This is a genomic window from Roseovarius sp. D22-M7 (assembly GCF_037083785.1).
Taxonomy (GTDB): Bacteria; Pseudomonadota; Alphaproteobacteria; order Rhodobacterales; family Rhodobacteraceae; genus Roseovarius.
In genome coordinates, this window is sequence record NZ_JBAPKY010000002.1 from 104,506 (window position 1) to 118,425 (window position 13,920).

12 protein-coding genes are annotated in these 13,920 nt (G+C 70.6%); 10 read left to right on the top strand and 2 right to left on the bottom strand.

All coding sequences use genetic code 11. The annotated features are described in order from the left end of the window. Nucleotides 1-7: 7 nt before the first annotated feature. Both crtB and V8324_RS01545 read right to left on the bottom strand, forming a co-directional pair. Complete coding sequence (crtB, locus tag V8324_RS01540; RefSeq protein ID WP_336418146.1) at nt 8-1,036, bottom strand: 15-cis-phytoene synthase; 1,029 nt, start codon at nt 1,034-1,036, stop codon at nt 8-10. Then, the gene (locus tag V8324_RS01545; RefSeq protein WP_336418147.1) at nt 1,033-2,586 is read right to left on the bottom strand and encodes a phytoene desaturase; all 1,554 of its coding nucleotides are present in this window, start codon (nt 2,584-2,586) and stop codon (nt 1,033-1,035) included. Before V8324_RS01545 ends, crtB begins: the two co-directional genes overlap by 4 nt. A gap of 68 nt (nt 2,587-2,654) precedes the next feature. Between V8324_RS01545 and crtA the strand changes: the two genes are divergently transcribed. The 10 genes from crtA to V8324_RS01595 all read left to right on the top strand — a co-directional run bounded on the left by crtA (nt 2,655) and on the right by V8324_RS01595 (nt 13,864). Then, nucleotides 2,655-3,416: a spheroidene monooxygenase gene (gene crtA / locus V8324_RS01550; protein WP_336418148.1), complete on the top strand. Its 762-nt coding sequence runs from the start codon at nt 2,655-2,657 to the stop codon at nt 3,414-3,416. After that, the gene (bchI, locus tag V8324_RS01555) at nt 3,413-4,417 is read left to right on the top strand and encodes a magnesium chelatase ATPase subunit I (RefSeq protein ID WP_336418149.1); all 1,005 of its coding nucleotides are present in this window, start codon (nt 3,413-3,415) and stop codon (nt 4,415-4,417) included. Before crtA ends, bchI begins: the two co-directional genes overlap by 4 nt. Then, on the top strand, nt 4,414-6,159 hold the full coding sequence (locus V8324_RS01560; protein ID WP_336418150.1) for a magnesium chelatase subunit D: 1,746 nt from the start codon (nt 4,414-4,416) through the stop codon (nt 6,157-6,159). Before bchI ends, V8324_RS01560 begins: the two co-directional genes overlap by 4 nt. Nucleotides 6,160-6,163: 4 nt before the next feature. Continuing rightward, complete coding sequence (gene bchO, locus V8324_RS01565) at nt 6,164-7,033, top strand: alpha/beta fold hydrolase BchO (protein WP_336418151.1); 870 nt, start codon at nt 6,164-6,166, stop codon at nt 7,031-7,033. A gap of 48 nt (nt 7,034-7,081) precedes the next feature. Further along, a complete protein-coding gene (locus tag V8324_RS01570; RefSeq protein ID WP_336418152.1) occupies nt 7,082-7,738 on the top strand; it encodes a FecR family protein in 657 nt (218 codons plus the stop codon). Then, nucleotides 7,735-9,591, top strand: a complete 1,857-nt coding sequence (locus tag V8324_RS01575) for a CHASE2 domain-containing protein (RefSeq protein ID WP_336418153.1) — start codon at nt 7,735-7,737, stop codon at nt 9,589-9,591. Before V8324_RS01570 ends, V8324_RS01575 begins: the two co-directional genes overlap by 4 nt. A gap of 195 nt (nt 9,592-9,786) precedes the next feature. Continuing rightward, nucleotides 9,787-11,991, top strand: a complete 2,205-nt coding sequence (locus V8324_RS01580; RefSeq protein WP_336418154.1) for an NADP-dependent isocitrate dehydrogenase — start codon at nt 9,787-9,789, stop codon at nt 11,989-11,991. 103 nt (nt 11,992-12,094) lie between these two features. Continuing rightward, the gene (locus tag V8324_RS01585) at nt 12,095-12,433 is read left to right on the top strand and encodes an SMR family transporter (protein ID WP_442970439.1); all 339 of its coding nucleotides are present in this window, start codon (nt 12,095-12,097) and stop codon (nt 12,431-12,433) included. 81 nt (nt 12,434-12,514) lie between these two features. After that, nucleotides 12,515-12,931, top strand: coding sequence for a Fur family transcriptional regulator (locus V8324_RS01590; protein ID WP_336418155.1), 417 nt, complete (start codon nt 12,515-12,517; stop codon nt 12,929-12,931). 21 nt (nt 12,932-12,952) lie between these two features. After that, nucleotides 12,953-13,864 carry a cation diffusion facilitator family transporter gene (locus V8324_RS01595; protein WP_336418156.1) on the top strand — a complete coding sequence of 304 codons (912 nt, stop codon included), beginning with the start codon at nt 12,953-12,955 and terminating at the stop codon, nt 13,862-13,864. Nucleotides 13,865-13,920: the final 56 nt, after the last annotated feature.

Sequence of the window (13,920 nt, forward strand, 5' to 3'; positions counted from 1 at the left end):
TAGCCCGTCATCCTGTCCGAAGCAATGCCGGGCTTGTCTTCCGGTCCTGCGTCTTGAGCTGCGCCATCGTGCGGTAAAGCGTATCGCTCCAATCCGAGGCGCCGGCATGCGGATCGCCCGCCGCCTCGACCAGGAACGCCGTCTCGGGCAGCGGACGCGCATAAAGCATGGGCGAGCGCGGCATCGCCACGGTCCCCGCGCAGCGCAGGAACGAAAGGATCAGCCAGCCCAGTTTCTGCCGGCCGGTGGTGCGGGCGCGGCGGGTGATCGTGTCGTGATCGCCGGCCCGTACCCGTCGGTTGATCCCGCCATAGATGTGGCGCGCCGCGAAAATCCCCGGCCGGCAGGATAACGGCAATTCGGCGATGCCCGCATCGCACCACGCGTAGCGGTCATCGGCCTCGCGCAGCAGGCGGCGCACCATGGCGCGCACCGCGGGGGTCGCTTGCGGGTCGCGCAGGAACTCCTCGGGCGGAACCCCGGCCTCGTGCATCCAGTCGGTGGGCAGGTAAAGCCGCCCCTCGCGCGCATCCTCGCCCACGTCGCGGGCGATATTCGTCAGCTGCATCGCGACGCCCAGGTCGCAGGCCCGCGCCAGCGTGTTGGGATCGCGCACCCGCATCAGCACGCACATCATCGCCCCCACGGCCGCCGCCACGCGCGCCGAATAGGCGCGCAGGTCCGACAGGCTGGCATAGCGGCGATCCATGGCGTCCCAGGCCAGCCCTTCCAGCAGCGCCTCGGGCAGCGCGCGGGGCATGCCGAATTCGTCGATCACGGCGGCAAAGGCGCGATCCTCGGGGGCGTCGCGCGGAGTGCCTCCATAGGCCCTGTCCAGCCGGTCGTGCAGCGCCAGTACGGCATCGGCCTTGGCGGCCTGCAGATCGACCGCGTCGTCGGCCAGACGGCAGAACGCGTACAGCGCCAGCGCCGGATCGCGCAGCCGCCGCGGCAGCAGCCTCGAGGCGGCGTGAAACGACAGCGACCCGTGGCGGATCGCCTCGACGCAATGCTCCATGTCGCGCGGATCGATCATCCTTGGTGCACCTGTTGCGGCTCGGGCACGATCTGGCCCAGAACCTCGGCGCTGGAGATCACGCCGGGCAGGCCCGCGCCGGGATGCGTGCCCGCGCCCACGAGGTACAGCCCCCGCGCCTCTTCACTGACATTGTGCGGCCGGAACCACGCGCTTTGCAGGATGCGCGGCTCGATCGAGAACCCGGTGCCATGCGGGCTGAGATACCGGTCGCGAAACGTCTCGGGCGTGAACACGGTCGAGGCCGACAGGTGATCGCCCAGCCCCGGCAACAGCCGGTCCTCGAGGATCGCCTGCACCTTTTCGCGGTAGGGCTCGGCCATCGCGGCCCAGTCCACAGGGTCGGCATGGCCAAGATGCGGCACCGGGCTGAGCGCGTAGAAGGTGTCGCCGCCCTCGGGCGCGACGCCGGGATCGGTCACGCTGGGGCGATGAACGTACAGGCTCATGTCGTCGGCCAATTTGCCGGTGCGGAAGATGTCGCGCACCAGCCCCTTGTAGCGCGGACCGCTGAGGATGGTGTGATGGCCGCAATCGGCCCACTTGTCGGCGGTGCCGGTGGTTCCAAAATACCACACGAACAGCCCCATCGACCAGCGCGCGCGCTTCAGCTTGGCCGGCGTCCAGCGCCGCTTGCGATGATTGCGCAGCAGGTGGTCGTAGGTGTGCCCGGCATCGGCGTTCGACACCACGATATCGGCGGTGACGATCTCGCCCCCGGTCAGCCGCACGGCACGCGCGCGCCCGTCCTTTATCAGGATCTCGTCGACCTCGGCACCCTGCCGCACGAGGCTGCCCTGATCCTCGATCACCCGGCCCATGGCGCGGGCGATGGCATCGACGCCGCCGATCGCGTAATGCACGCCGAACGCCTTTTCGAGATGGCTGACCAGCGCGTACATCGACGTGACGTTGAACGGATCGCCGCCGATGAAGAGCGGATGAAACGACAGCGCCATGCGCAGCCGCTCGTCCTTGACGCGCATCGCGGCATGGGCGGCGACCGACCGGTCGGCGCGCAGCATTGCGAAGGTCGGCAGCACCTTGATCAGGTCACGGACCTTGTGCATCGACCGCCGCCCCAGATCCTCGAACCCGACCCAGTAGCGCCGCTCGCCATCGGCGAGGAACTTCTCGTAGCCCTTCAGGTCGTCGGGCGCCAGCCGCGACACCTCGGCACGCATCGCCGCATCGTCCTGCCGCGCGGTGAAATGGCTGCCATCCGGCCAGCGGATCTCGTAGAACGGGTCGAGAGCGCGCAGGTCGACATCCGCGTCGAAATCCCGCCCGCAGGCGGTCCACAGATCGCGGAAAAGCTGCGGCACGGTCACGATGGTCGGCCCGAGATCGAACCGGTGCCCGTTCTGGGTGATCGACGAGCCGCGCCCGCCGGGGCTGTCAAGCCGGTCGAGGACCGTGACGCGATACCCTTTCGCCCCCAGTCGCATGGCAGAGGCCAGCCCGCCAAGGCCGGCCCCGATGATGACGGCGTGGGGCGCAACCGCCTTCGCCGCCGCGTCCGAAAGCTCGGGGTCAATACGTGTCAACATTTGAATACCGTACACCTGTCCAGTTAAGTTGACAATCCGCTTTGAAGCCTTTTCTTGACGGCGCAGGCATGTCATTGTCATGTCACCCAAACCGCTGCAGGAGCGATCCGATCCAGACCGTCAGCCTCAGCTTCTTTCGCTTCGACACGTGGTCCGATCGCCTCTGGGCGCTCGGGATGATGGGGCTTGCGCGCCTGTCGATGCCGCGGGTCGCGGGGATCGGGTTCTGGAAACTGTGCGGTACGGGCACCGGCGAGGGATTCACGCCACGGCCCAACTGGGGCGTCTACGCGATCCTCGCCACCTGGCCAGACCCCGGCACCGCCCGAGACCGCACCGCGCACGCCGCGATATTCAAGCGGTACAAGCGGCGCGCGGCCGAGCACTGGACCGTGTTCCTGACGCCCGTCTCGGCGCGCGGCGCGTGGTCGGGGCGCGCCCCGTTCGCGCCACCGTTCGCGCCACCGGACGACACCCCCGAAGGCCCCCTCGCCGTGCTGACCCGGGCGACGGTGCGTCCATCGGCCGCGCTGCGCTTCTGGCGGCGGGTGCCGGATATCAGCGCGGTGATCGGCGCCGATCCCGACGTCGCCTTCAAGATCGGCATCGGCGAGGTGCCGCTCCTGCACCAGGTGACCTTCTCGATCTGGCCCGACGCGGCCAGCATGAACCGCTTCGCGCGCCACAGCGGCCCGCATGCCCGCGCCATCGAGGCCGTGCGCCGGGGCGACTGGTTCCGCGAGGAGCTTTACGCACGGTTTCGCGTGATCGACGCGCGCGGCACGTGGCACGGCACACGCCCCCTCGACCAACTCGAAGGAACGACATGAACAAGGCTTTTCCATTTTCGGCCATCGTCGGGCAGGAACAGATGAAGCTGGCGATGATCCTGACTGCGATCGAGCCGCGCCTCGGCGGGGTGCTGGTCTTTGGCGATCGCGGCACCGGGAAATCGACCGCCGTGCGCGCGCTCGCCGCGCTGCTGCCGCCGATCACCGTGGTGACGGGCTGTCCGGTGAACGCAGCCACCCCCGCGGACTGCCCCGACTGGGTGGGCATCACCACCACCGCCACGCATGAGCGTCCGACCCCGGTGATCGACCTGCCGCTCGGGGTGACCGAGGATCGCGTCACCGGCGCGCTGGATATCGAACGGGCGCTGTCGCAGGGCGTCAAGGCGTTCGAGCCGGGGCTGCTGGCGCGCGCCAATCGCGGCTATCTCTATATAGACGAGGTCAACCTGCTCGAGGATCACATCGTCGATCTGCTGCTGGACGTGGCGCAATCGGGCGAGAACGTGGTCGAGCGCGAGGGCCTGTCGATCCGCCACCCGGCGCGCTTCGTGCTGGTGGGCTCGGGCAACCCCGAAGAGGGCGAATTGCGGCCGCAACTGCTGGACCGGTTCGGCCTGTCGGTCGAGGTCGCCTCGCCCACCGATATCGAGGAGCGGATCGAGGTGATCCGCCGCCGCGACGCCTTCGACACCGATCCCGAAAGGATGATGCGCGACTGGCAGGGCGCGGATGCAGACATACGCAGCCGTATCGTCGCGGCGCGCGAGGGCATCAAGGCCCTCGATGCGGGCGACGACGTGCTGCGCGACTGCGCGCGGCTTTGCGTGGCGCTCGGGGCTGATGGCTTGCGCGGCGAGTTGACGCTGCTGCGCGCCGCCCGCGCGCTGGCGGCTTTCGAGGGGGCAGAACGGCTCGACCGCGATCACCTGCGGCAGGTGGCGACACTGGCGCTCAGTCACCGGCTTCGCCGCGATCCGCTGGACGAGGCCGGGGCGGGCGCGCGGGTCGCGCGGACGGTGACGGACGTGCTGGGATGACCCCCGAGGTTCCTGACGAGATGTCCGGCGACGCGCCCCCCTCGGCGTGGCAACGCGGCCTGCGCGCGCTGACGCTTCTGGCGGTGGATCCCGTCGGGCTGACCGGGCTGACCCTGCGCGCCCGGACGGGTCCGGTGCGCCAGACCTTCGAGCGCGCGCTCGACCGCCTGCCGGGGCCACAGCGACGCATCCATCCCGACCTGTCGGACACCCAGCTTTTCGGCGGGCCCGACATCGCCGCCACGCTGGCCGAGGGACGCCTGGTGATGGACAAGGGCCTGGCAGAGACGCCGGCGACGCTGATCCTGCCGATGGCCGAACGCTGCCCGCCCGGGCTCGCCGCGCGGCTGGGGCAGCTTCTGGACGCCGGGCGCGGTCACAGTCTGATCCTGCTCGACGAGGGGCTGGACGCGGACGAGGCAGCCCCGGCGGCGCTGACCGATCGGCTGGCGTTTCACGTCGATCTCGACGACACAGGCTACCGGTCGGCGCGGATCATGCTGCCCGCCCCCGGCGATCTCGATGCCGCGCGGGCGCACCTGCCCCGCCTGCGCCCCTCGACCGACGACATCACGGCGCTTGTCGCACTGGCCCTGCGCTTTGGCATCGACAGCCTGCGCGCGCCGCGGCTGGCCCTGCGGGCGGCAATGGCGATCGCGGCGCTGGACGGGCGCGACACGCTCTCTGCCGACGACCTGCGCGAGGCCGCCGAACTGGTCTATCCCGCCCGCGCCACGCTGGTGCCGCAGGAGGCAGAGCCCGACGCGCCCGAAGAGACCCCGCCCGACCAGGACCGCGACGAGACCACGGAAGAGGCGCCCGAAGACGAGGCGCAAGACGGCGACGACGACGGCGGCGGCATTCCTGACGACATGCTGGTCGAGGCGGTGCGCGCGCTTTTGCCGCCCGCGCTGCTCGACGGCGTGACCGGCCGGAAACCCGCGCGCCAAGCCGCCTCGGGTACCGGCGCGGGCCGCCGGCGCAAGGGCAACCGGCGCGGCCGCCCCCTGCCCTCGCGCCCCGGAACCCCCGATGGCCGGTCGCGGATCGACGTGGTCGCCACCCTGCGCGCCGCCGCCCCGTGGCAGCGCCTGCGCGCCGCGCAGCGCGACGGCCACACATCGGCGCGCCGCGTCATCATCCATCCGCGCGACATCCATCTGCGCCGGTTCGAGGACCGCTCGGACCGGCTGCTGATCTTCACCGTGGACGCCTCCGGCTCCGCGGCGATGGCGCGGCTGGCCGAGGCAAAGGGCGCGGTCGAATTGCTGCTGGTGCAGGCCTATGCGCGCCGCGACCAGGTCGCCGTGATCGTCTTTCGCGGCACCGGGGCAGAGCTGGTTCTGCCGCCGACACGGTCGCTGGTGCAGGCCAAGCGGCGGCTGGCAGCCATGCCCGGCGGCGGCGGCACGCCGCTGGCCGCGGGGCTGAACGCGGCGCTCGCCCTCGGGCACCGCGCGCTTGGCCAGGGTCTCAGCCCGGCGCTGGCGCTGCTGACCGACGGGCGCGCGAACGTGGCGCTCGACGGGGCCGGAGGCCGCGCGCGCGCGGCAGAGGATGTGGCGCAGGTCGCAGGGCAGATGCGCGCGCAGGGCCTCGCGGGTATGGTGATCGATACCGCGAACCGCCCCGGCGACGCCTCGGCGCAGCTTGCCGCACAATTGGGGGCGAAATACCTCGCCCTGCCCCGCGCCGACGCGGACCGGATCAGCACCGCCGTCGCCGCGGCGCTGGACGGATAGCGCCATGCACTGGACACGCGATCTGCCGACCTGGCCGCTGCACGATCTCTCGCGGCGCATCCGGCACCGTCCGCATGACTGGCACGTGCAGGAGGGCGGCGCGGGCGACACGATCCTGCTGATCCACGGCGCGGGCGGCTCCACCCATAGCTGGCGCGACATGATCCTGCCGCTGGCCGAGGAGTTCCATGTCGTGGCGCTCGACCTGCCGGGGCAGGGCTTTACCCGCGCCGGCACCCGGCGCCGGCTGGGCCTGCCCGCCATGGCCGAGGATATCCACGCGCTTTGCGACGCCCAAGGCTGGGCGCCGCGCGCCATCATCGGCCATTCCGCGGGGGCGGCCATCGCGCTCGACCTCGCGCGGCGCATGACCGGCTCCGAAGGCCGCCCCCCCGACGTGATCGGCATCAACGCGGCGCTGGACCGGTTCCAGGGCGTGGCGGGCTGGCTTTTCCCGGTGCTGGCCAAGGTTCTTGCGCTGAACCCGCTGACCGCGACGCTCTTCACCTTCGGCGGCGACCCGACGACGCGCGCCCGGCGCCTGATCCGCGGCACCGGGTCGGAGATCGACGCGCGGGGCTTCACCTGCTACGGGCGGCTCTTTTCGGACCGCGCGCATGTCGATGCCACTCTGCAGATGATGGCGCAATGGGATGTCACGCGCCTGCTGGACCATCTGCCCGACATCACCGCCCGCTGCCTGCTGCTGACCGGCGCGGCCGACAGCGCGGTGGCGCCCGACGTGTCGGCCCGCGCGGCCGCCAGGCTTGCCCGTGCCGAGGTGATCTGCATGGAGGGCGCGGGTCACCTCGCCCACGAGGAGGCCCCCGAGGCGGCGCTCGCCCATATCCGGCGGTGGCTGTCCTCGGCGTGACCGCGCCGCGCGATTGACGCGACGTCAGCGGATCCGTATCGTTCCGCCATGCGCATTTCAAACAGATCTCTTTTCCATCGCTGGCCCGTTGCCGCCCGGCTCGGGGCGGCTTTCATCCTCGCGGTCGCGACACTCGGCCCCGCCTCACCGCTCCGGGCCGATGCGGACGCGGCCTGTTTCATCACCCATGTCGCGGGCAGTGCAGAGGTGTCGGCGCGCGGCGCGGGTCGGTTTGTGGCGGTGCCGGGGCTGGGGCTTGGCCGCAACGCCACGCTGCGCACCGAGGAGGCGTCGCGCGTTCGCATGACCTGCCCGGACGGTCTGGCGGTCGTCATCGGCCCGCAAAGCGAGATCGCCGTCTCGGGCTTTCTGGAGGGCGCGACAACCCGGCCTTTCGGGGTGCGGCTGATGAACGGTATCGCCGGGTTCCTCTTCGATCGCACCGGCGGTGACGGCATCCAGGTGAACACGCCCTCGGCGGTGGCCGCAGTCCGCTCGACCCAATGGGCGATGCGGGTCGAAAACCGCGCCAGCGCCGTCTTCAGCCGCGACGGCACCGTCTTCGTCTTCGGCGAGGATGGCACCGCGCGGCTGCAGGCCGGCGACGGCGTCGACGTGACCGCCGCGGGCGAGGTCGGGCCGGTGGTCCGCTGGGGCCAGGCGCGCATCGATCTTTTCGCGGACCTGCTCGGCCCGCGGTGGTGAAACCGCGCCGCCGGTTTCTGCGCGAATGGCTGTGCGGGCTGGCGATGGTCCTGCTGGGGGCCGTCGTGATCGGCCTCTGGCACCCGGGCGACCGCGAAGACTTCTGGGCGGGGATCGAGGGGCGGCTTCTCGACGCGCGCTTCGTCTTGCGCGGGCCGCTGGCGGCGCCGCCGGACGTGGCGATCCTCGCCTTCGACGACGCGACGATGGCCGATCTCGACACCTTTCCGCCGCCCCGGGCGGCGCTTGGCGCGGCCGTGTCCGCGGCGTGGGATGCCGGGGCCGACGCCGTCGCCGTGGATTTCCTGCTGATCGATCCACGCTCCGATGACGGGGGCCTTGCCGCGGCGCTGGCACAGGGCGCTTCTGTGCTGGCGGTGGCCGAGGCGCCGTCCGGCACGCCCCGGCCCGTCTTGTCAGATCCCGGCGGTTTCGCGCTCTTCACCGGCCCGGCGCCGCAGGATCCGCTGCCGGCGCTCGCCCCGGTCCCGGCGCTGCGGGCGGCGGCGCGGCTGGGCCATGCCACGGTGCGACACGACGCCGACGGCGCGCTGCGGCGCATGCGCCCGGCGCTGGCGGTGACCACGTCGCAAGGCGTCCTGCACCTGCCCGGCCTCGCCATCGCGGCGCTTGCCGCGCGCGCCGATACCGCGCCGCCCCGGCTGCGCATGCCCGCCGACGGGATCGGCGGGCGGCTGGATCTCGGCGGGCGCGCACACCCGCTCGACCGGCACGGAACGCTGCCGCTGAACTACCTCGGCCCGGCGGGGACCATTCCGACCTTCTCGGCCAGCGACCTGGCTGAGATCGACCTCGCCGGGCGCACCGTCTTCGTGGGCGCCACCGCGGTCGGCTTCGGCGACAGCCACCCCACCCCCTTCGACGCGACGCTGCCGGGGGTCGAGGTGCATGCCACGCTCGCCGCCAACCTTCTGACCGGGCGGGCGCTGCGACGCGACGGCGCGGCGTGGCTGCGCGGCGCGGCGCTCGCCGTGGCCGCCGCGCTTGCCGGGTTCGCGGCCGCGAGCCTCAACCCGCCCGCCTGGGCCATCGCCGCGACGCTCGGCGTTGTCCTTGCCGCCGTGACGGTGTTGCAGGCGGCGTTCGTGGCGGGCTGGTGGCTGGATGCCGTGACGGTGCTGCTGGCGCTGAGCCTCGGCGCCGCGGCCGGCGCAGGGCTGCGGCGGCTGGACCAGCGGCGCCGCTCGGCAAACCTGGCGCGCTACCAGTCGCCCGCCATGGTCGAGACGCTTGCCACGCAGGACGCCCCGCTGCAGCATCAGCCGCCGCAGCCGGCGGTGGTGCTGTTCGTCGATGTGGCCGGCTTCACCACCCATTCCGAGCATCTCGACCCGGCCGAGACCAACGCCTTCCTGGGGCTTTTCCACCGGCTGGTCGAGGCGGCGGCAGAGCCTTCGGGCGGTGTCATCGCGCATTTCGCCGGCGATGGCGCGCTGGTGGTCTTCGGCGTGCCGGATCCGGGCCCCGACGACACCGAACATGCCCTGCGCTTCATCGACACGCTTTATGCCGCGATGCATGGCTGCCCCGACTGGCCCGGGCTTGGCCTGCGGGTGGGCGGCCATCTGGGCGCGGTCCAGGTCGGGGTGATGGGCGGGCTGCGACACCGTCACCTGTCGGTCAGCGGCGATGTCGTCAACACCGCCAGCCGCCTGCTCGACGTGGCGCGCGCCAGCCACGCGTCGCTGGCGCTTTCGGACACGCTGATCGCGAGCGGCCCCGCGGCCTCGGACTGGGCCGCGCGGGCCGGGCTGCGCATGGCGGCGCGACAGGCGCTGCGCGGCCGGGCCGGTGTCAAGGACGTCTGGATCGGCGAACCGCCCGCCCGCTGACACCGGCCGGCAAAGGCCGCGATCACGCGACGTCGGCGCGCCACTTGCCGCTACGCCCCGGGGATTTTTTGTATACCGTCGCATACTATCTTTCCCGCCGCGGGTTTTTCGGTTAAGACAGGGGCAATCCAACGAGTCGCCCGTGTGCCGCGACCTGCGCGGCATCGGACCAAACCTGATCGGAAAGGATCCCCGATGGCCAATACCTCCACCCCCGATATCGTCTACACCAAGGTCGACGAGGCCCCGGAACTCGCCGCGGCCTCGCTGCTGCCGATCGTCCGGCGGTTCGCAGGGGCGGCGGGCGTCTCGGTGGACACCCGCGACATCTCGCTTGCGGGGCGCATCCTGGCGGCCTTTCCGGATCACCTGAAAGACGATCAGCGCATCCCCGACGACCTCGCGGAGCTGGGCCGACTGGTGAAGACCCCCGGTGCCAACGTCATCAAGCTGCCCAACATCTCCGCCTCGGTGCCGCAGCTGGTCGAGGCGATCCGCGAATTGCAGGGACAGGGTTACGCCATCCCCGACTATCCCGACGCGCCCGCGACCGACGCCGAGAAGGACGCCCGCGCGCGCTACGACGCGATCAAGGGCTCGGCGGTGAACCCGGTCCTGCGCGAGGGCAATTCCGACCGCCGCGCCGCCGCCCCGGTCAAGCGCTACGCGCAGAACAACCCGCACCGCATGGGCGACTGGTCCCCCGACAGCAAGACCCGCGTCGCGACAATGGACAAGGGCGACTTCTACGCGAACGAGACGTCGGCCACCCTGCCCGACGCCACCGGCGCCAAGATCGTGCTGGAAACGCCCCGGGGCGAGACCACGCTCAAGGCGGGGCTCGACTACCCCGCCGGCGCGGTGGTCGACGCCACCTACCTCAGCGCGCAGGCCCTCGACGCCTTCCTCGAAGCCGAGATCGAGCGCACCAAGTCCGAGGGCATTCTCTTCTCGATCCACCTCAAGGCGACGATGATGAAGGTCTCCGACCCGATCATCTTCGGCCACGCGGTTCGGACCTTCCTCGCGCCCGTGTTCGAGCAGTACGGCGACGAGATGACATCGCTCGGCGTGCAGCCCAGTGCCGGGCTCGAGGACCTGCTGGATCGCGTCAAGGACCGCCCCGAGATCCTCAAGGCGATCGATGCCTGCATGGACGACCGCCCGCCGATGTACATGGTCGACTCAGGAAAAGGCATCACCAACCTGCACGTGCCCTCGGACGTCATCATCGACGCCTCGATGCCGGCGCTGATCGCCTCGGGCGGCAAGGGCTGGGGCCCCGACGACGCCCAGCACGACGCGGTCTGCGTGATCCCCGACAGCACCTACGCGCCGGTCTATGACGAGGCGATCAAGTTCTTCAAGGAACACGGCAAGTTCGACCCCGCCACTGCCGGCACGGTGCAGAATGTCGGGCTGATGGCGCAGAAGGCCGAGGAATACGGCAGCCACCCCACCACCTTCGAGATCCCCGAGGCGGGCACCGTGAAGATGGTGCTCGACGACGGCACGGTGCTGCATGAACACAAGGTCGCGCCCGGCGACATCTGGCGCTCGGCCTCTGCCAACCGCGCCCCGATCGAGGATTGGGTGACCCTCGCGATCGAGCGCCAGAAGGCGACCGGCTACCGCGCGATCTTCTGGCTGGATCAGAGCCGCGCGCATGACGCCGAACTGATCGCCATCCTGAAGCCGATGCTCGAGGACCGGGGCGTCGCCGACCGCTTCGAGATCATGGCCCCGCGCGAGGCCACCCGCGTCAGCCTGGAAACCGTCACCCGCGGCGAGAACACCATCGCGATCACCGGCAACGTGCTGCGCGACTACCTGACCGACCTCTTCCCGATCCTCGAACTGGCGACCTCGGCGAAGATGCTGTCGATCGTCAAGCTGATGCAGGGCGGCGGGTTGTTCGAGACCGGCGCGGGCGGCTCGGCGCCCAAGCATGTGGATCAGCTGATCGCGGAAAACCACCTGCGGTGGGACAGCTTGGGCGAATTCTGCGCATTGGGCGAAAGCTTCAAGTTCCTCGCCGAAACCCACGAGAACAAGCGCGCCCGCGTGCTGGGCGAGGCCGCCGAGGTCGCCACGCAAGGCATCCTCGACAATGGCCGCTCGCCCTCGCGCAAGGCCGGCCAGCCCGACAACCGCGACAGCCACTACTGGTTCGCCCGCTACTGGGCCGAGGCGCTGGCGGCGCAATCGGGCGATGCCGCGTTGGCCGAGGAATTCGGCCCCGTCGCCAAGGCCCTTGCCGAAGACGAGGACAAGATCACGTCCGAGCTTGCGGCGGCCCAGGGCGCGCCCGCCGATATCGGCGGCTACTATCACCCCGATCCCGACAAGCTGTCGCAGGTGATGCGCCCCAGCCCGACGCTCAACGCGATCATCGGCTGAACGACGCACCCGGAGGGCGCTTGCCGCGCCCTCCGCTGGACCGCGGCGCATAACCCGGATATGCCTCGGGGCACCCGACCGCCCGACCCCGGAGCCCCGCCCGATGATCCCGTATGTCTACCTCATCCTCGCCCTCGCGATCCTCGCGGAAACCGCCGGCACCACGGCGCTGCAGGCCAGCCAGCAATTCACCCGGCTGTGGCCGTCGGTCTTCGTGGTTGTGGCCTACGGGCTCAGCTTCTACCTGCTGGCCATCACCCTCAAATACATGCCGGTCGGCGTGGTCTACGCGATCTGGGCGGGGCTGGGGATCGTGTTCATCGCCGCGATTGGCTATGTCGTCTTCGGCCAGAAACTGGACCTGCCGGCGGTGATCGGCACCGCGCTGATCATCTCGGGCATCGTGGTGATCCAGCTTTTCTCGAAGACCGCGCCGCATTAGGGCGCGTCGCGGGGCCGAAAACGATGGAAACACGCGGCACTGTCCGCTATGACGGCGCACCACGAAGGTAAGAGGCCGCCGATGCGCGATACCATCATCAACCGCTGCACCGCCAAGGGCCTGCGCATGACCGACCAGCGGCGCACCATCGCGCGCGTGCTGGAAGACTGCGACGACCACCCCGATGTCGAGGAGCTTTACGCCCGCGCCACGGCCGTGGATCCGCGCATCTCGATCGCCACCGTCTACCGCACGGTGAAGCTGTTCGAGGAAACCGGGATCATCGAGAAGCACGAATTCGGCGACGGCCGCGCGCGCTACGAGGATGCCGAGCGCGACCATCACGACCACCTCATCGACATGAATTCCGGCGAGGTGATCGAGTTCGTCGATCCCGACATCGAGGCGCTGCAGGACCGCATCGCCGAGAAACTCGGCTACCGGCTGATCGGTCACCGGCTGGAGCTTTACGGCGTGCCGCTGAAATCCGGCAAGTAGGGCGGCGGCATGGAAACGGGGATGGGCAGGCGATCCACCACGCGGATCATGCGGCTGGCGATGGGCAGCGTGGCGGTCGGGCTGCTGGTGCTGGGGCTGAAGGCGGTGGCATGGCAGCTGACCGGCTCGCTGGCGCTGATGTCGGACGCGCTGGAAAGCCTCGTGAACGTGGCCGCCGCGCTGGCGGTCGTCGCGGCGCTGCACCTGGCGCGGCGACCGGCGGATGACAACCACCCCTACGGCCACCACAAGGCGGAATTCTTCTCGGCGGTGCTCGAAGGCGTGCTGATCGTCATCGCAGCACTCTTCATCCTGCGCGAGGCCTATGCGGGGTTCCTCGCCCCCCGCCCGCTCGACGCGCCGCTCGTCGGACTGGCGATCAATGCCGGGGCCAGCCTGATCAACGGGATCTGGGCCGCGATCCTGATCCGCAACGGGCGCCGGCACCGGTCGCCCGCGCTGGTGGCCGACGGGCGGCACCTGCTGACCGATGTCGTCTCGTCGGTGGGGGTGTTCATCGGCGTGGCGCTGGCCTTCGCCACCGGCTGGTGGTGGCTCGACCCCGCGATGGCGGTGCTGGTGGCGCTCAACATCATCTGGTCGGGCTGGACGGTCATCAAGGGCTCGCTCAGCGGGCTGATGGACGAGGCGGTGCCCGAGGCGGAACTGGCGCGCATCCGGCAGATCATCTCCGACGCCGCATCCGAGGACGCGGCGCTCGAGGCGCATGACCTGCGCACCCGCCATGCCGGGCAGGTCACCTTCATCGATTTCCACCTCGTGGTGCCGGGCGAAACCACGGTCGAGGCCGCGCACGACCTCTGCGACCGGATCGAGGCGGCGCTGATGGACGCCCTGCCCGATGCCCGCGTCACCATCCATGTCGAGCCGGAACACAAGGCCAAGCATAGCGGTATTGTGGTCCTGTCATAGCTTGGCGGCTTTCTCGGGGGGCGCGGCTGCGCTACCGTCGGGCTTTGGCCGGACAA

Coding starts and splice junctions, on each gene's coding strand:
- V8324_RS01560 (WP_336418150.1), top strand. CDS start 4,414: ATGACCCCCGAGGTTCCTGACGAGATGTCCGGCGACGCGCCCCCCTCG.
- V8324_RS01585 (WP_442970439.1), top strand. CDS start 12,095: ATGATCCCGTATGTCTACCTCATCCTCGCCCTCGCGATCCTCGCGGAA.
- V8324_RS01545 (WP_336418147.1), bottom strand. CDS start 2,586: ATGTTGACACGTATTGACCCCGAGCTTTCGGACGCGGCGGCGAAGGCG.
- crtB (WP_336418146.1), bottom strand. CDS start 1,036: ATGATCGATCCGCGCGACATGGAGCATTGCGTCGAGGCGATCCGCCAC.
- crtA (WP_336418148.1), top strand. CDS start 2,655: ATGTCATTGTCATGTCACCCAAACCGCTGCAGGAGCGATCCGATCCAG.
- V8324_RS01590 (WP_336418155.1), top strand. CDS start 12,515: ATGCGCGATACCATCATCAACCGCTGCACCGCCAAGGGCCTGCGCATG.
- V8324_RS01580 (WP_336418154.1), top strand. CDS start 9,787: ATGGCCAATACCTCCACCCCCGATATCGTCTACACCAAGGTCGACGAG.
- V8324_RS01595 (WP_336418156.1), top strand. CDS start 12,953: ATGGGCAGGCGATCCACCACGCGGATCATGCGGCTGGCGATGGGCAGC.
- bchO (WP_336418151.1), top strand. CDS start 6,164: ATGCACTGGACACGCGATCTGCCGACCTGGCCGCTGCACGATCTCTCG.
- bchI (WP_336418149.1), top strand. CDS start 3,413: ATGAACAAGGCTTTTCCATTTTCGGCCATCGTCGGGCAGGAACAGATG.
- V8324_RS01570 (WP_336418152.1), top strand. CDS start 7,082: ATGCGCATTTCAAACAGATCTCTTTTCCATCGCTGGCCCGTTGCCGCC.